Origin of the sequence: Salinimicrobium tongyeongense (assembly GCF_026109735.1) — a bacterium.
In the GTDB taxonomy this organism is placed as follows: Bacteria; Bacteroidota; Bacteroidia; order Flavobacteriales; family Flavobacteriaceae; genus Salinimicrobium; species Salinimicrobium tongyeongense.
In genome coordinates this window covers 2,948,616-2,966,229 of the sequence record NZ_CP069620.1, presented here as the reverse complement: position 1 = coordinate 2,966,229, position 17,614 = coordinate 2,948,616, and the positions used below count along the sequence as shown (strand labels likewise).

Here is a 17,614-nt window from a genome sequence, read left to right as displayed (position 1 = left end):
ACTTTGCAGGACATCAAGCTTTCCTTACCTTCGGAAGCTAAAAGTCAAACCCAATGAAGATCCTGCATACGGCCGACTGGCATATTGGAAAAAAACTCCATAAAACCGAGCTGGCCGAAGATTTCGACCTCTTTATCAACTGGCTTTGCAAAACCATTGAAGCAGAAGAAATAGACGTTCTGCTGGTCTCGGGAGATATTTTTGATCTTGCCAACCCTTCTTCCGAAGCAAGGCGCCAGTACTATCGCGCTCTGGTAAAGATGAACCGCTTTGACTGCAAAATCATTCTTACCGGTGGCAATCACGATTCGCCGGCCATGCTCGAAGCGCCAAAAGACATCCTGAAAGCCCTCGACATCGACATTATTGGCGGAATGCCCCAAAACCCGGAAGAACTTATCATTCCCATAAAAAATTCCGAAGTAAATACTGAACTGGTAATTGCGGCCGTTCCTTTTTTGCGCGACGCCGATCTCCGCAAATCGGCTGAACCTGAAACTTACGAAGACCGGGTAGAAGCCCACAAAAAGGGCATCCAAAACACCTTTTTTGAAGCGGCACAAATTTGTGAACGCAAATATCCGGCAGTACCCGCACTGGCTATGGGCCACCTTTTTACCGCAGGTATAGAAACCTCAGAAAGTGAAAGGGACATCCAGATTGGGAACCTCGCAGCATTTGAAGCCTCCAGGTTTGGAAGCTATTTTAAGTACATCGCGCTAGGCCATATTCACAAACCCCAGCGGGTAGCCGCGGCTGTGCCCGCTTTTTACAGCGGCTCTCCCCTGCCCCTGTCCTTTAGTGAACGGCGCGATGAAAAAAGGATACTGGTTATTGATACTGAAGAAAGCTGGGAACCCAGGAGCATCGCTGTTCCCAGCTTTCGTTCCCTGCTGAAAATTAGCGGCAGCCTTGAAGAGCTAAGCCTGAAATTAGAGCAGCTGGAAGAAAAAAAGGATCTGGAAAGTTTTATTGAAGTAGAGCTACAGGAAGAACAATATGATGCCCTGAAGATTTATGCCCTCGATGAGCTGGTCTCGGGCTTTCAGAAAGAAGGTTACCGTATTGTGAAACACCGGGCAGCCTTTAAAAACCAGTTGAAGGGGGCAGGCCAGGCTTTTAGTGCCCAGAGACAACTTCAGGACCTACAGCCAAAAGATGTGTTTTTGGAGCTCATCGCAAAGCACGAATATGATGACGGAACAAAGCAGGACATCCTTTCGGCTTTTGATGAAATTCTCGAAGACCTGCATCGGGATGAAAACGCAGAACTATGAAGATCTTAAAAATAGAATTTCAGAATATAAATTCGCTGAAGGGAAAGCATGAGATCGACTTCAGCAAAGCGCCTTTTACGGTAAGCTCGCTTTTTGCCATTACCGGCCCCACGGGCAGCGGAAAAAGCACGATTCTCGACGTGATCTCCCTGGCACTTTTCAACATGGTGCCGCGCCTGGGGAAGATTAGTAAAAATGACATTATCAACAAAGGGGCGCTGCTTACCCGCAACCAGAAAGAGGCTTATGCAAAGGTTACTTACCAGGCCAAAAAAGGCATTTACGCCAGCCAATGGAGCATTTCTACCAACCGCAACAACAACCTGCGCGATTACGAAATGTACCTGTACGACCTGGCTACAGAAAAACCTTTAGATTACAAAAAGTCTGATGTTCCTTCAAAGAATGAAGAGCTCATAGGGCTTAATTACAACCAGTTCATAAAATCGGTACTGCTGGCGCAGGGGGATTTTGCCCAGTTCTTAAAGGCCAAAAAAGACGAGCGCGGGGAGCTTCTCGAAAAGATCACCGGTACAGGGATCTACAGGCAGGTAGGAATAAAAGCCTATCAAAAATTCAAAAAAGTTAATGCCGAAATTGAAGACCGGCAGCGGGAAATAAATGTGCTTCAAAAAGACCTTTTAGAAGAGGAAGTTTTGCAGGAGCTCACTACAGCTCTTACTCAAAAATCGGGCATGTGTGAGCCGCTCGAGAAGGAAACCCGCGAACTGGAAAGGCTTAAAGAACTCAAAAAGAATATTTCTTCACAGCAGCAACAAATTGCAGCACAGGAGAAACTACAGCTCAATGCCACCCAAAACCTTATTGATTTTGAAAAAGAAAAGGGAGAAAAGCTAAAGCAACACGAGCAGGTACAAGGCTTTGCCGGAGATTTACGCAAATGGCAAAATCTGGATGCCGCCTGCAGGGAAATAAAGGAAGAACTTACCAGGCACGCCCGCAGTGTAGAAGAGAATAGAACAGGAATAAGCCGTTGCCTCGACAACATAAGCAGTTTTTTGAAAAAAGAACCTGCTACCGGCGAGATTGAAAGCAGCCTGCAGGATTTCTCCCGCAAAGTGAGAAAACTTCAGCAGCAACGGGATGAAAAACTGAGCCACTACCGCAACCTGCAGGAGCGCTTTGACCTTGAGCTGAGGGAAGTTCAGTTTAAGCTGAACGGTGACCTCAAAACCGAAGAACTGAAGCTGAAGCAAATGAAAGCTGCGGGTGAACACCGGCTTCAGGAACTTCAAGACCAGCTGAAAGAGATAGACCTCAACAAGCTGGAGGCAGAAAGGTCAAGGCTGCGGGAACTCCTTCAGCAGGGACGAAAAGCACAGCAGGAATGGGCGGCCATAGCGAATCTTTCCGCAGAGATTGAAAGGGCAAAAAAAGAGGAAGAAGAACTGCTGGGGCAGGTTGAAAACCTTCCGCAGGAGTTGGCTTCAGCAAAAAAGGAGATGCAACTTCTTCAAAAAGATGTTGAAAACCTTCAGCTAAGAAGGGAGAATGAGCTGCTAAAGTCCAGCCTTGATGAGCACCGGCATAATCTTAGAAATGGTGAAGCCTGCCCGCTGTGTGGCAGCACCGAACACCCTTATGCGGCCCACTTACCTGCCAAAAATGACACTTTACAGGAAGAACTTTTAAGGCTGAAAAAAGAACTTTCGGCCATGGAGAGGCAGGTGACAAGTCGCGAAACCAGCCTGGCGCACCACCAGAAGAGAATTGGCGAACTTCAGGAGCTCATTCGGAAGAACGGCGAAAAACTGGAGGCTCAAAAAAGGCAATTTGAAGAAGTATTTTTGAAGATCAATCCGAAGGGGAAAGACTGGGAAGAATTCTGTAACAACAATGAAGAAAAGATTGGACTGCTAGAGGCTTTTGAGAAGGAAAACCGGAAGCTGAGGGCAGTTAAGACCGGGCTTCCCATACTTCTCGAGATCCAGGAAGTTTTGGTGGATGGGAAAAAGATCAAAGCCGAGCTGGACGGCCTGTACAGCGGCAAAGATATTGATACCGATTGCCTGGAGCTGCAAAATTCGTGGACTTCGCTGCAACACCAGCAGAATTCGCTCGCCAGCCAGGGAAAAGACCTTAACCAGAAGCTCGTCAATAAAACAGCAGAACTTGAAAACCTTGAAAAACAGCTGCAAGCCCATATTTTGGAAACCGGTTGCAAAGATATTCCTGAAGCCCTTCAAAGACTGCTGCCCGAAGCAGAATATTCGCAACTTAGCAGGAAGCGCGAAGCACTCACCTCTCAAAAAGGGCAAATTGAAGCCTCTTTAAAAACCCTGAAAACCCAGCTTACCCAGCTGCAGCAAAAAGACGTGCCCGGCAGTGAAGAGATCCTTACACAAAAGCTGCAGGAAACAAAATCAAAGCTGAACTCTTTACATGAGGAATGTGAAGAATTAAGGCGCAAACTGCGGAATGACAGGGAGCGAAGGGCACAAATTGCTGCGATTGAAGAGGAATTAAAAGATGTAAAAAACAAGATAAAGCGCTGGGAACTGCTCAACCAGCTCATTGGCGACGCCACAGGAAAGAAATTCAACGATTTTGCACAGGACCTTAGCCTCTCGCAGTTGCTCATCTTAGCAAACCGGCGGTTACAGGACCTAAGCGACCGCTACAGGATTGACAAACCCCTGGAAGACGAAGATGACAGCCTGGTGGCCATAGACGAGCACATGGGTGGCCAAAGACGATCGGTAAAGACACTTTCGGGTGGGGAGACTTTTCTGCTAAGCCTTTCAATGGCACTTGCCTTAAGCGATCTGGCTTCGAGAAATGTGGAGATCAACTCCCTGTTCATCGATGAAGGTTTTGGCACCCTTGACCCTGAAACCCTCGACCAGACTTTAGATACGCTGGAGAAACTACAGGCAGAATCGTCTAAGACCATAGGGATTATTAGCCATGTAGATTCCCTAAAAGAGCGTATTGCCACACAAATAAGACTCAGCAGAAACGGCCAGGGCTACAGTTCCCTGGAAGTAATAGGATAAACCAATGACGGTAGAAGAGAAAATTTCTACATATTCAAAGGAATTCGAGAAGCTCCCGGGCGTGACGGTGATCAATGAAATAGAGGGGTTCAAACCGCTTTTCATGACCACAAACGGCCTGAAATTACTGGGCTTGACGCTCAGGGAGCTCATTGCCACAAAAGAGAATTATCAACATCTCTATTTTAAGCCAAAATTTATGGGCGATTACCTTGAAACGCTGGAATCAATGATTGAGCAGGAAGGAATTGAGGAGACCTACACCTTTTTTCACCAGGTAAAATACCAGGGCAGCTATCACTGGTATGCAGCTTCCATAAAGGTTTTTCATGCCGAAGCTCCTTTAAAACCTACTCACACTATCACCTATGCAGTACCACTTGAAGATTTTGAGTGGACCATGAAAAGGGCCGAGCGATTAATGGAAGAAACAGATTTTGCCCGGCAGAATTTTGAAAAGTTCCATACCTTGAGTCGGCGCGAAGTTGAGATCCTGAGCTTATCGGGAAGAGGGATGAGGATGAATAAAATGGCTGAAAAGCTGAATATTTCTATAGATACGGTGAACTCACACCTAAAATCACTTCGGAAAAAGCTGGAAGTTTCAAATTCGATCGAGCTCATAGAATATGCGAGAGCTTACGACCTTTTGTGATAGAGCGAAAAAAATAGCCCCTTTATCGATTTTTGTTAAGCTTTCTTCAAAAAACCTGTGTTTTGTGCTACTTTTAGTTGGAAAACCACCGGGATTTGGAAACAACTTTTGAACAGAAACTGAACATCTTCACTGAATGTGCCGAATTTATTCCGGGAGTAGTCATAGTTCATGAACTGAGGGAAAAAGACTTCAGGACGGTTTACATGAGCTCCCGAGGGCTCAATCAACTGGGGGTTTCTTTAGAAGAACTTTCGGTAATGGGGCCCAAATATCACGACCGTTTCTTCAACAATGAAGACATGGATGATTTCATGCTAAAACTTCGGAAATTACTTCAGAATAAAGACCCCGAAGAGACCTTCACTTTTTTTCAGCAGGTAAAATTCAAAGACCGGCAGGAGTGGGTTTGGCACATTGGGTCAATACGGATCTTTCACCAGGCCGAAGACGGATCACCCTCGCATCTGGTCACGGTTTCCTTTCCCGTTGACCGCATGAAGCATATTGAAAATAAGGCAGAGCGGCTTTTAAAGGAAAATATGTTCTTCAAAGAAAACCTGAATAAATATCTTGGCCTTGGGAAGAGGGCCAAGGAAGTTTTAAGGCTGGTGGCCCTGGGAAAAAGTTCGGCCGACATTGCAAAGGAACTTCACATCTCTATAGACACTGTGCATACCCACAGGAAAAACATCAAGAAAAAGCTGAATATTTCTACCAGTTTTGAATTTACGGAATACGCCCGGGCTTACGATCTTATTTAAGCGCAAAAAAAAATCGGGGCCCCTACACCCCCGATTTTTTACTCCATTGTTCCCGTATTCATTGCTGAATTGACCGGTACAATTTCACGAGCTAAAAGTAATATTTCAGTCTTCTTTCACCAATACCCACTTTTGGGGATTTTCGAGATTTTTATGTTAAAAATTCAGAGACCAAAGCCTTACTTTTGCCCTTTAAAAGCAGAAAAAAACCTTAGCAGGTAATATTTTATGCACAGACACTTCAAAATATACAAACCCTACGGCTTCTTAAGCCAGTTTATAAGCAATCAACGCACCCGCCGCAAGAAGAAGATGTTGGGGGAACTATGGGATTTCCCGGAAGGCACCATGTCTATTGGACGTTTGGATGAAGATTCTGAAGGACTTTTATTACTCACTACCAACGGCAAACTAAGTGCAGAAATTACCGGAAGACATGTAGAAAAAGAATATTATGTACAGGTAGACGGCCTGATTGGCGAAGCTGAGCTTTCAAAATTAAAGAACGGAATTGAAATTGGGATCAACGGAAAGAAATACCTTACCCAAGCCTGCAAAGCAAAGATCTTAGGCACTCCCCCTAATTTCCCGCCACGGGCAAAACCCATTAGGGATGCCCGGCACGGCCCTACCAGCTGGATCTCAATCACCCTCACAGAAGGAAAGTTCAGGCAGGTGAAAAAAATGACAGCGGCAGCCGGCTTTCCCACCCTAAGGCTGGTAAGAGTGCGCATAGGTCAAGAACAACTTGCGGGCATGAGCGCGGGCGAGGTTGTTGAAGTGGGAAATTTCACCTACTAAAGAATTTGACAAAAATCATATTTTTCGTGGGAATTTTGTGGTAAATTATTATTCTAAATCTTTCGGCCATGAACAATATTCTGATCTCTTCAGATATGTCGTCGCTTCCCCGAAGTGGCCTGCTCTACGCCCTTCATCTTATGAAAGGCCGAAAAACAAATTTTTATTTCGAGACCATTTCTGCTAAACAGAGATTGTTTGAAAGGCCGGATTATGACGAATCCCAATTAAATTGTTTGCAGTTTGCCATTAAACAGGAATTAAATCACCTTCAGAAAAAAATCAGGAACTTTTTCCCGGCTGAAGATTATAAGCTGCACATCCTGAATTCGCCCGAAGATCTTCGCAGAATAAAAGCACAATTCTCCCTGGCCATCCTGGAAGCCGGAAATAAGACCTTAAATAATTTGGCGGCGTTGGCCAAACTGTATGCCGGCTTAAAAATGCCATTTTTGGCACTCCCTGATATTGCAAAGCCCAGGCTTCCCAAAAACCTGCTGCTCATAGCAGAGCCGGGCGTTAGGGTTTCTACTGCCACTCTTGCCCCTGTAAAAAAGATCTTCGGAAACTTCAGCTTTTCTCTTGAAATTCATAAGATCTATCCCGGCAAAGTGAATGCCCAACAGGCAAAAATTGACAGCTTCAGGCTAAAAGAACTGCTTAACATATACCATCCTGCGGTGAAGGCTTTTTCTCAGCAAGAATACCGTTTCTCAACCCTGCATGATGCTCAGAATTTTGATTTACGATTGCTCCCTCAGGATGAGCACAGCCTGCAAAGGAAAATGAACAACCCGGCTTTTGCGAATTTTCTTTCCAGTACAAAAGTTCCGGTTTTGATTAGTCCGAAACCCGAAAATGAGGTTGTGCCTGCCTTTAAACGAACCCGTAACACCACCAAATCATCATTTTTGAAGCCATGAAAGTTTTAATCTCCATTCTACTCCTTACACACGCTATTTTACATCTCATGGGAGTTGTAAAAGCTGTTCATGAAGATTTTTTACCTACACTCTCCAGAAGTATCAATAAACTTGAAGGAATGCTGTGGCTTACGAGTGCCGCACTTATTTTTATAGCAGATGTCTATTTTTTAATGGCTTCAGATTACTGGCCCATTCTTGCCATTATAGGGGCCATCCTGTCTCAGTTCCTTATCACGTTGAACTGGCAGGATGCCAAATACGGTACCATTCTTAACCTGCTGATCTTAGGAATTAGTTTTCCTGCGCTAACCTGACGTTGAGATGTGTGGGTTTGCAGGCATCAGAAGTCTTTAAAAAAGATTTTGGTGACCTGTATAATGAATGTTGGTAAAATGCCGGCACTGGCAATCAAAACCCAGTGATTTACCTGCAAAGGCTGCAGGCTCAATACCCCGGCCACTACAGGGATAAAGTAGGCCAAAAGAACCACAGCCACGCAAAAGCCCACGGCCATCCACACATATTTGTTACGGGTCACCTGGTTGTTGAACAAGGGTTCTTTGCCCTCACGCATATTGAGTACATGCAGGAATTGTGCAAAGGCAAGGCTTAAAAAAGCGATGTTATTGTTGACCTCCTCCGTTTCTTCCCAAACAAAGTGGGAATAGAAGTAAGCTCCCGTAACACTTGCAGCAATGAGCAGCCCGTAAATTCCAATCTGCACCCAATTCCACCGACTGATAATTGGTTCTTTAGGATCTTTTGGGGGTAACTTCATCACGTTAGGGTTGCCTTCGCCTATACCAAGTGCAAGGGCCGGGAAAACATCTGAAAGCAGGTTGAGAAACAGCAACTGCAGGGGTAAAATAGGCAGGGTAAAGAGCGAGAAACTTATAAGGGCGATCAAAATGATCTCTGCAAGGTGGTAAGAAAGCTGATAAAGCACGAACCTCCTGATGTTCCCGAAAATGATGCGCCCCTGCTCAACAGCTTTGACAATAGAGCTAAAGGAGTCATCTTTGAGCACCACATCGGCTACTTCCTGGGCTACCTGCGTACCTCTCTTGCCCATGGCAATGCCAATATTGGCTTTTTTGAGGGCCGGCGCGTCATTCACTCCGTCACCGGTCATCCCCACGATCTCACCCATATCCTGAAAATGGCTGATAAGGCGTAGCTTTTGCTCGGGGTCTACACGTGAAAATACCCGGATGCCCATAAGTTCATCCTGGGAGTTTTCCTCAAACTGTTTGTGCAGGTCTTTGCCATGCACAACCGGGTTATGGTGTTCTTCTTCTGAAAAGATCTTTACCTCACGCCCCACATTAGCGGCTGTTGCAGGGTGATCTCCCGTTACCATGATCACCTTAATGCCCGCTGCTTTACAAGTCTCTATTGCTGTTGCCACTTCTTTTCGCGGAGGATCCATAAATCCGAGTAGCCCCACAAAATTAAGGTCATGCAGAAAATCTTCGGCCTCTTCGCCAGCAGGACATTTTTGACTTGTCTTAAAGGCAAAACCAAGTACGCGCAAACCATCGGCGGCCAAGTCATGATTTCGCTGTTTCCAATTCTCCTTTTCATCTTCAGCAAAACCTTCCGGTTTTCCCTGCCTCAAAATTTGTGTGGAGCGGGAAAGAATGGCATCGGCAGATCCTTTTCCGGCTATATAGAAATGGTCGTTTTCTTTGTAAATGGTTCCCATCACCATTGACTCTGAATCAAAAGGATCATGTAATTCCCGGGGCAACTCCTGTAACTGCTTATAAAGTCCGGGCTTGAAATTGCTTACAAAATCGAGCAGGGCTAACTCGAGAGGGTCTCCCTTAGCCGGTTTTTTCTCCTCTGCTGCTTCCGTTTTTTCTTCAGAATTTTCCGGTTTTCCCAGGGAAGCATCATTGGCAAGCACAGAGATCTTCAGCAACTCGTTTAAATTATTTTTTTGCTGCAGATCAATATCTAAAGTGGGTTTATGCCCCTGCCGGTCAACCTTCAGAAGTCCGTCATCAGGGAGGTAAAAGCTGTGAACTGTAAGCTCATTCTTTGTTAAAGTCCCCGTTTTATCAGTAAAGATCACGGTAGTCTCCCCCAATGTTTCTACCGCGCCCAGGCTCTTGATCAAAACATGCTTTTTTGACAGCCTCACCATTCCGCGTGCTAGTGCGATACTGGCAACAATGGGCAGGCCTTCAGGGATAGCAGCAATAGACCAGGCAATAGAGGTTTGTACCAGTTGGTACAGTTCCTCTCCCGCCAGCCAGCCAAATAAGAAAAAGGCAGCTGCCATCACCAGGATCACCCATATCAGTTTTTTGGTGAGCCTGTTGAGCTTCATATTCAAAGGAGTATCCTCCCTGTCCTGCTCCTCAACCAGGGAAGAAATATTACCCACTTCGGTATCCATCCCGGTGGCAAAAACAAGGGCCGTGGCAGTGCCCGAGGTAACCGCGGTACCTTTGTAGAGGATATTTTTGCGATCGGCCACCTGCAGCTCCTCTTCAATTACTTCGGAATTTTTTTCGACAGGGACAGATTCTCCCGTAAGTGGCGATTCATCGACCTTAAGCTCAACAGCTTCTATAATTCGGGCGTCGGCCGGAACAAGGTCTCCGGCTTCCAGTTTAATAATATCTCCTGAAGTTATATTTTCAGCATCAATATCTATTTCTTCTGAAGACCTCAGCACGAGGGCTCTTGCCTTATCGAGGTTTTTAAGGGCATTCATAGATTTCTGCGCCTGAAATTCCATCCAGAAACCAATAATGGTATTTACGACAAGGACAATGAAAATGGCTATTCCTTCAGCAAAATCGCCAAAAATTAGGGCAAGCACGGCAGCCGCAAATAACAAATAAATTACCGGATTATTGATCTGGGACAGGATAAGGTGCCACAGACTTTTTTCTTTAGCCTCCTTTAATTTGTTAGGGCCGTACTGTTTCAGCCGCTTTTGTGCTTCTTTTTTGGAAAGGCCACGGCGGATATCTGCAGGGAGGTCGCCCGCCACTTCCTCTACCGTTTTGCGATAGGCATTCGTGCTGTTTAACCTCTGTTCCATAACATCCTCTAATTATTCTGTTACACTCTACAAGTTTTCCCTTATTCCACTTTCTACCAAAAGTCTTGTTTCCTTATTATTGATCCTTCAACAAAGATTCTACTTATATTAGCCGAAAACAAGAATTTTGACTGCAAATACCCTTTTTTGGATCATCATAAGTATCATTATTATAGACTTTTTAGTCGATAAGATCCTCGATGCGTTAAATGCCAAACACTATAATGATCCTGTTCCCGATTCGCTTAAAGATGTTTTTGACGAGCAGGAATACGAAAAATCACAACGGTACAAAAAAACAAATTACAAATTCGGGATGGTTTCTTCTACCTTTTCGGTGGTGGTATTGTTGCTGTTCCTCTTCCTTGACGGCTTTGATTTAGTTGACGGCCTGGCAAGGTCGGTTTCAGATAATGCCATTTTGATCGCACTGATCTTCTTTGGTATAATAATGTTGGGAAGCGACCTGTTATCGCTCCCTTTCTCCTGGTACCACACCTTTGGAATAGAAGAAAAATTCGGTTTCAACAAAACGACTCCTAAAACCTTCATTTTAGACAAGTTAAAGAGCTGGGGAATGATGATCGTGCTGGGTGGCGGAATCCTTGCCCTCATCGTGTGGTTCTACCAGCTTGCAGGCAATAACTTCTGGTGGTATGCCTGGATACTGGTTGCCGCTTTCAGCATATTTCTGAATATGTTTTACGCCAGGCTTATAGTGCCGCTTTTCAACAAACAGACTCCCCTGCCTGAAGGCGATTTGAGAAATAAAATTGAAGCTTATGCTCAAAAAGAAGGCTTTACGCTCGAAAAAATCTTCGTGATAGACGGCTCGAAAAGAAGTACTAAGGCCAACGCCTATTTTTCGGGTTTTGGGAACGAGAAAAGAGTAACGCTGTACGATACGTTGATCAACGACCTGCAACACGAAGAGATCGTAGCGGTACTTGCACATGAGGTAGGGCACTACAAAAAGAACCACATCATCATCAACCTCGTGATTAGCATTCTAAGCACCGGCTTTACCCTGTGGATTTTATCTCTTTTTGTAGGAAACCCATTACTTTCAGCAGCACTGGGAGTAGAGAATCAGGGCTTTCATATAGGGCTGGTGGCGTTCGGTATTTTATACAGCCCAATTTCAGAAATAACAGGGATCGTGATGAATTACCTCTCGCGAAAGTTTGAATATCAGGCTGATAATTTTGCAAAACAAACGTATAAGGCACAACCTTTGATTAGCGGATTAAAGAAGCTGTCAAAGAACAGTCTTAGCAACCTCACCCCGCACCCTGCCTATGTTTTTGTACATTATTCCCACCCGCCTTTGTACAAGCGTTTCAGGAATCTTGAGGACTAATTAAATTGCCAGTTTTCAATCTTAATCGTATTTTTAGATCATGACGGAAGCCGCTATAGAAAAAGAAAATAAAGACATTGCCCAGCAGTATAAGGAACTTCTGCGCATAAGCTACCAAACCCTTACCGATGAAGATAAAAAGCTCATTCGGCAGGCGTTTGATGTGGCGGTAGATGCCCATAAGGACCAACGCCGAAAGTCGGGCGAGGCTTATATCTTCCACCCCATTGCCGTGGCCAAAATTGTGGCTTCGGAAATTGGCCTGGACGCGACATCTATTGCCGCTGCCCTGTTGCATGATGTGGTTGAAGATACTTCTTATACCCTCGACGATATCCGGAAGATGTTTGGAGATACCGTAGCTCGAATAGTTGACGGCCTCACCAAGATCTCCAACCTGGAACATGACAAGGATGTTTCCCTGCAGGCAGAGAACTTCAGGAAAATGCTGCTTACGCTGAATGATGATGTGAGGGTGATCATCATCAAGATTGCCGACAGGCTGCACAACATGCAGACGATGGATTCCATGCGGACGGACAAGCAGGAAAAGATCGCTTCAGAAACCCTGTACATCTACGCTCCCCTGGCACATCGCATTGGCCTGTACAACATTAAAACTGAACTTGAAGACCTTGGCCTTAAATATACCGAACCTGATGTCTACAACGAGATCCTTCAGAAAATAAGGGAAAGTAAGGAGGAACAGGATAAATATATTGCTGAATTTACCCGCGTTATTGAAGATTCTCTTGATAAAGAGAACCTGCAGTACACCATTAAAGGCCGGCCAAAATCGATCTATTCGATTCGCCGGAAAATGAAGAACCAAAATGTCACTTTTGACGAGGTGTACGACAAGTTTGCCGTTAGGATCATTTACGGCAGCGATCCTGCCAATGAAAAATTCCTGGCCTGGAAGATCTATTCTATAGTGACCGACCATTTTAGGCCCAACCCCACCCGCCTGCGCGACTGGATCTCTTCACCAAAATCAACAGGCTATGAAGCCCTGCACATTACCGTGATGGGGCCAAAAGGCCGCTGGGTAGAAGTGCAGATTAGGAGTGAGCGTATGAACGAGATCGCCGAGAAAGGCTATGCCGCACACTATAAATACAAACAGGGCAACCAGGAAGACGGGCTTGAAGAGTGGGTGAACAAGCTACAGGAAGCGCTGGAAAATTCGGAAGTAAACGCTGTTGATTTTGTAGAACAGTTTAAGCTGAACCTTTATTCTAAGGAAATCTTTGTGTTCACCCCGCAGGGGGAACTAAAATCCCTTCCGAAGGGAGCTACTCCGTTAGACTTTGCCTTCAGCATACATACCGAAATAGGCTTGAAAACCCGGGGTGCCAGGGTGAACGGAAAGCTGGTACCCCTAAGCTCCACGCTCAAAACCGGCGACCAGGTAGAGATCATAACTTCAGAAAAAGCAAAACCCAACTCCAACTGGCTCGATTATGCCACCACGGCACGGGCACGGGCCAAGATCAAATCTTCTCTAAAAGAGGAAAAAAAGAACATAGCCGAAGAAGGAAAGGCCATCCTCTCAAGAAAACTACGGGCACAAAAAATCCCGTTCAACGAAAAGACCATCAACGAGCTGGTGATCTTTTTCAAACTAAAAACCAGCCTCGATCTTTTTTACCGGGTTGGGGTGGGTACCATAGACAACCAGAAGTTAAAAGATTACGCCGCTTCGCGCAGCAATGCCCTGGTGAGCTTCTTTAAAAGCAAGATCAGGAAACAGGACACCGTTGAGGATATTGACAGGGATGAGATCACTGCTAAATATGACCAGCTGGTGTTTGGCCGCGATGAAGAAGTTCTTGACTACAAACTGGCAAACTGCTGTAATCCTATTCCCGGCGACAGTGTGTTCGGGTTTATTACGGTAAGTGAAGGCATAAAAGTCCACAAAAAAGACTGTCCCAATGCCATTCAGTTGCAGAGCAATTTCGCCTACAGGATCATTCAGGCAAAATGGAAAGATTCTACCCAGGAAGAGTTCAAGGCGGTGATCAAATTAACGGGAATAGACAATATTGGGCTGGTAAATGATGTGACCCGTGAGATCTCCAACAACATGAACGTCAACATCAAGAACATTAATTTTGACAGCCAGGACGGAATTTTTACCGGGAAGGTCACGGTAGTGGTCAAGAACAACAGCCTTTTGAAAAAACTGATTGAACACCTCAAAAAAATAAACGGTATAGATAAGGTGACACGTGAATAATCTTATACCTTTGCACCCATATCATGAGCAAGAAAGTAGTGAACAAAAATGACCAGGCAGTAGTAAAGAATGTCTTTACCAAATACCTGGAAGAGAAGGGGCACCGAAAGACTCCCGAGCGCTTCGCCATCCTGCAGGAGATCTACAACAGCGAAGAACATTTTGACATAGAATCGCTCTACATCAAAATGAAAAATAAAAAGTACCGCGTAAGCCGTGCTACCCTGTACAATACCATTGAACTGCTGTTGGAATGCGGGCTGGTGCGAAAACACCAGTTTGGAAACAACCAGGCCCAGTATGAGAAATCATATTTTGACCGCAACCACGACCATATTATCTTAACCGATACGGGCGAGGTGATCGAGTTTTGTGACCCACGGGTACAGGCGATCAAGCAAACAATAGAAGAAGTTTTTGATATCGAAATAAACAATCATTCCTTATATTTTTACGGAAACAAAAAATCAACCGAATAACCTGAATTTTTATGGCAGTAGACTTACTTCTTGGATTACAATGGGGAGATGAAGGAAAAGGAAAAATAGTAGATGTATTTACCAAAAAATATGACATCATCGCCCGCTTCCAGGGAGGCCCAAACGCCGGGCATACCTTAGAATTTGACGGTCAAAAGCATGTTCTTCACACCATCCCTTCGGGAATCTTTCACCAAAAGGCGGTAAACCTTGTGGGAAATGGGGTGGTTATAGACCCGGTGATCTTTAAAAGAGAACTAGACAACCTTAGCAAAGCCGGGGTTGACTATAAAGACAGGCTGGTGATCTCCAGGAAAGCACATTTGATCTTACCTACCCACCGTTTGCTCGATGCGGCCAGTGAGGCTTCAAAAGGCAAGGCCAAGATTGGCTCTACTTTAAAAGGAATTGGCCCCACTTACATGGATAAGACCGGCCGTAACGGAATTAGAGTTGGAGACCTTGAGCTAAGCGACTGGAAAGAAAGGTATCGCAGCCTTGCCGATAAGCATGAGGCCATGATAAGCTTCTACAACGTAGATGTACAGTACAATCTCGGGGAACTTGAAGCCGAATTCTTTAAGGCTATAGAAACCCTGAAGTCACTGCAATTTATAGATAGTGAAGAATACCTTTACCAGGCTCAAAAAAGCGGAAAAACCATACTTGCTGAAGGTGCCCAGGGATCTTTGCTCGATATAGACTTTGGAACCTACCCCTTTGTTACTTCCTCAAACACTACCGCGGCAGGAGCCTGTACAGGTCTTGGAGTGGCTCCAAACCAGATAGGGGAAGTCTTCGGAATATTTAAGGCATACACCACTCGTGTTGGAAGTGGCCCCTTCCCTACCGAACTTTTTGATGAAGACGGTGAAACTATGGGCCGTGTGGGCAAAGAATTTGGCGCTACCACCGGAAGGGCCCGCCGTTGCGGATGGCTCGATATGGTAGCTCTTAAATATGCAGTTCAGGTAAGCGGCGTCACCCAGCTCATCATGATGAAAGCCGATGTTTTAAGCGGATTTGATACCTTGAAGATCTGTACCGCTTACAATTATCGCGGAGAAGAGATCACCCACCTGCCATACAACATTGAGCACGAGAACGTCACGCCGGTGTACACCCATTTTAAAGGCTGGGAAAAAGACCTTACACAGTTAAGCTCGGCAAACGACCTGCCCTCTGAACTGAAAGATTATATTTCCTTTATTGAAAAGGAACTGGAAATACCGGTGAAGATTGTTTCTGTTGGGCCAGACAGGCTACAGACTATCGAGCTGTAAGAAGTTCCAAAAATGACATTTTTGAAAGGTGTTGCGAAAGCAGCACCTTTTTTTGTGCCTGTATTCAGCATTATTAACGGCTATTTGAATTGAACCATTTATGTGGGTACCGTATTTAAAAAGCTATAGCTCATCCATTTTTCTTCTTGCACATTTAAAACTATTCACTAACTTTGAAATTCAAAGTACTTTATAAATGAAGAAAACTGAAGAAGATTACTTGCAGGACCTTCGGGAGATACGCTCCATCATGGAGCGCTCTACGAAATTCCTTTCCCTTAGCGGAATCTCGGGTGTGCTTGCCGGTCTCTATGCCCTGGCCGGAGTTTACTTTGTGGCCGGTGTCTTTGAGGGTAAACAGCACCTCACCTATCGGTCTGCTTCAGCCGCTGAGATGTGGATTCTTCTGCTCACCGCAATCGTTGTGCTGGTTTTGGCTATGAGTACAGCCGTGATTTTTTCAGTAAAAAAAAGGCGTAAGCGCGGGGAAAAAATATGGAATGCTGCGGCAAAGGCAATGCTCATAAATATGGCTGTTCCGTTGGTCGCCGGCGGGTTTGCAGCCCTCATACTTTTAACCAAAGGCCTGCTCCTGTTCCTGCCACCGGTAACGCTAATATTTTACGGTCTTGCGCTCTACAATGCCGGAAATTACACTTTCAACGATGTAAAGTATTTTGGGGTTGCGCAACTGGTACTTGGGCTCCTGGCCCTGTATTTCACTGCATATTCCTTATTGATATGGGCATTGGGGTTTGGAATATTACATATCATTTACGGCATTTACGTGAATTATAAGTACGAAAGGTGAAGATATCTATCAATGGTTTGCACAAGGCGTTTGAGAGCAGGATTAGGCTTGGCATCATGTCGGCACTGGCAGTGAACAATGCGCTCGATTTCTCTTCGCTGAAGGATTACCTTGAAGTGACCGACGGGAATTTGGCCAGCCATTTAAAAGCACTTGAAAAAGAAGATTTTATTGTAGTAACAAAAGCATTTATAGACCGCAAACCCAACACTAAATACACAATGACCAAACAGGGAAGACAGGCTTTTGAAGAACACCTCACCGCCCTTGAAAACCTGATAAAGTCGCAGAAATAATTTTTTTATTTATATACTTTGAAATTCAAAGTACTTTAAAAAAGCTCATTCGATCCTTCAAGGATCTGTAAGCTGAAAAATATTTTAAACTGAAATATGAATTTTAAACACCTGAGTTATGAAAATCACAAGACTTACAGGAATTATGCTCGCCGCAACAGCAATTTTACTGGTGCCGGCCTTTGCGATGATGTTTACTGAAGAAGTAGACTGGCAGGCAAACGATTTTATTATCGCCGCAATTGGCCTTTTTGGCACCGGTGCTATGATCGAAATGATCTTCAGAAAAATTAAAACTACAAAAAAGCGCATCCTTTACGCCAGCATCGTACTGGGGATGCTCTTCCTGGTTTGGGCCGAACTTGCTGTGGGTGTTTTTGGCACGCCCTTCGCCGGAAGTTAATTTCAGGAAATAAGCAGGCTGTTTATCCTGGCTTCAGGTATTGTTAGATGGCATCAGCTTTGCCTGCGATTTTTCAGTTTAGATTATCCTGAAGATAAAATCTGAAGTTGGAGATTTTCCGCAGAAAACTTTTTCCGAAGTACAGGTTTAAAAATTACTGCGGAAAATGGCATTTTTGAAGCCTCTCCTTCCGTGAGAAATAATTTCAGACCAACAAGTGAAATTCAATGCCTTCGGAATTT

Annotated in this window: 15 protein-coding genes; 14 read left to right on the top strand and 1 reads right to left on the bottom strand. The window is 44.9% G+C overall.

The annotated features are described in order from the left end of the window. Positions 1-53: 53 nt before the first annotated feature. From JRG66_RS13185 to JRG66_RS13155, 7 genes are all read left to right on the top strand, one after another. The gene (locus JRG66_RS13185; RefSeq protein WP_265163234.1) at positions 54-1,277 is read left to right on the top strand and encodes an exonuclease SbcCD subunit D C-terminal domain-containing protein; all 1,224 of its coding nucleotides are present in this window, start codon (positions 54-56) and stop codon (positions 1,275-1,277) included. Further along, entirely contained in the window at positions 1,274-4,294 is a 3,021-nt protein-coding gene (locus JRG66_RS13180) for an AAA family ATPase (RefSeq protein ID WP_265163233.1), read from the top strand. Before JRG66_RS13185 ends, JRG66_RS13180 begins: the two co-directional genes overlap by 4 nt. Positions 4,295-4,298: 4 nt before the next feature. Further along, complete coding sequence (locus JRG66_RS13175; protein ID WP_265163232.1) at positions 4,299-4,949, top strand: helix-turn-helix transcriptional regulator; 651 nt, start codon at positions 4,299-4,301, stop codon at positions 4,947-4,949. A 95-nt stretch (positions 4,950-5,044) separates the two neighbouring features. Further along, positions 5,045-5,713, top strand: a complete 669-nt coding sequence (locus JRG66_RS13170) for a helix-turn-helix transcriptional regulator (RefSeq protein WP_265163231.1) — start codon at positions 5,045-5,047, stop codon at positions 5,711-5,713. Between the two features lie 228 nt (positions 5,714-5,941). Beyond that, positions 5,942-6,514, top strand: coding sequence for a pseudouridine synthase (locus JRG66_RS13165; RefSeq protein ID WP_265163230.1), 573 nt, complete (start codon positions 5,942-5,944; stop codon positions 6,512-6,514). A 68-nt stretch (positions 6,515-6,582) separates the two neighbouring features. Further along, positions 6,583-7,437: a hypothetical protein gene (locus tag JRG66_RS13160; protein WP_265163229.1), complete on the top strand. Its 855-nt coding sequence runs from the start codon at positions 6,583-6,585 to the stop codon at positions 7,435-7,437. Next, positions 7,434-7,754, top strand: a complete 321-nt coding sequence (locus JRG66_RS13155) for a hypothetical protein (RefSeq protein WP_265163228.1) — start codon at positions 7,434-7,436, stop codon at positions 7,752-7,754. The genes JRG66_RS13160 and JRG66_RS13155 overlap by 4 nt, the downstream gene beginning before the upstream one ends. Positions 7,755-7,780: 26 nt before the next feature. Here the strand turns inward: JRG66_RS13155 and JRG66_RS13150 are convergent, their stop codons facing one another. Further along, entirely contained in the window at positions 7,781-10,498 is a 2,718-nt protein-coding gene (locus JRG66_RS13150) for a cation-translocating P-type ATPase (protein ID WP_265163227.1), read from the bottom strand. Between the two features lie 127 nt (positions 10,499-10,625). On the opposite strand from JRG66_RS13150, the gene JRG66_RS13145 reads away from it, so the two are divergent. The 7 genes from JRG66_RS13145 to JRG66_RS13115 all read left to right on the top strand — a co-directional run bounded on the left by JRG66_RS13145 (position 10,626) and on the right by JRG66_RS13115 (position 17,372). Next, positions 10,626-11,858 (top strand): M48 family metallopeptidase, encoded by a 1,233-nt coding sequence (locus JRG66_RS13145; protein WP_265163225.1) that lies wholly within the window; start codon positions 10,626-10,628, stop codon positions 11,856-11,858. A gap of 40 nt (positions 11,859-11,898) precedes the next feature. Continuing rightward, entirely contained in the window at positions 11,899-14,100 is a 2,202-nt protein-coding gene (locus JRG66_RS13140; protein ID WP_265163224.1) for a RelA/SpoT family protein, read from the top strand. A gap of 23 nt (positions 14,101-14,123) precedes the next feature. Beyond that, positions 14,124-14,579 carry a Fur family transcriptional regulator gene (locus JRG66_RS13135; protein WP_265163223.1) on the top strand — a complete coding sequence of 152 codons (456 nt, stop codon included), beginning with the start codon at positions 14,124-14,126 and terminating at the stop codon, positions 14,577-14,579. An 11-nt stretch (positions 14,580-14,590) separates the two neighbouring features. Continuing rightward, on the top strand, positions 14,591-15,862 hold the full coding sequence (locus JRG66_RS13130) for an adenylosuccinate synthase (RefSeq protein ID WP_265163222.1): 1,272 nt from the start codon (positions 14,591-14,593) through the stop codon (positions 15,860-15,862). A gap of 196 nt (positions 15,863-16,058) precedes the next feature. After that, a complete protein-coding gene (locus JRG66_RS13125) occupies positions 16,059-16,673 on the top strand; it encodes a hypothetical protein (RefSeq protein WP_265163221.1) in 615 nt (204 codons plus the stop codon). Continuing rightward, positions 16,670-16,969, top strand: a complete 300-nt coding sequence (locus JRG66_RS13120; RefSeq protein WP_265163220.1) for a winged helix-turn-helix domain-containing protein — start codon at positions 16,670-16,672, stop codon at positions 16,967-16,969. Before JRG66_RS13125 ends, JRG66_RS13120 begins: the two co-directional genes overlap by 4 nt. 118 nt (positions 16,970-17,087) lie before the next feature. Then, a complete protein-coding gene (locus tag JRG66_RS13115; protein ID WP_265163219.1) occupies positions 17,088-17,372 on the top strand; it encodes a hypothetical protein in 285 nt (94 codons plus the stop codon). The last annotated feature ends 242 nt before the right edge of the window (positions 17,373-17,614 follow it).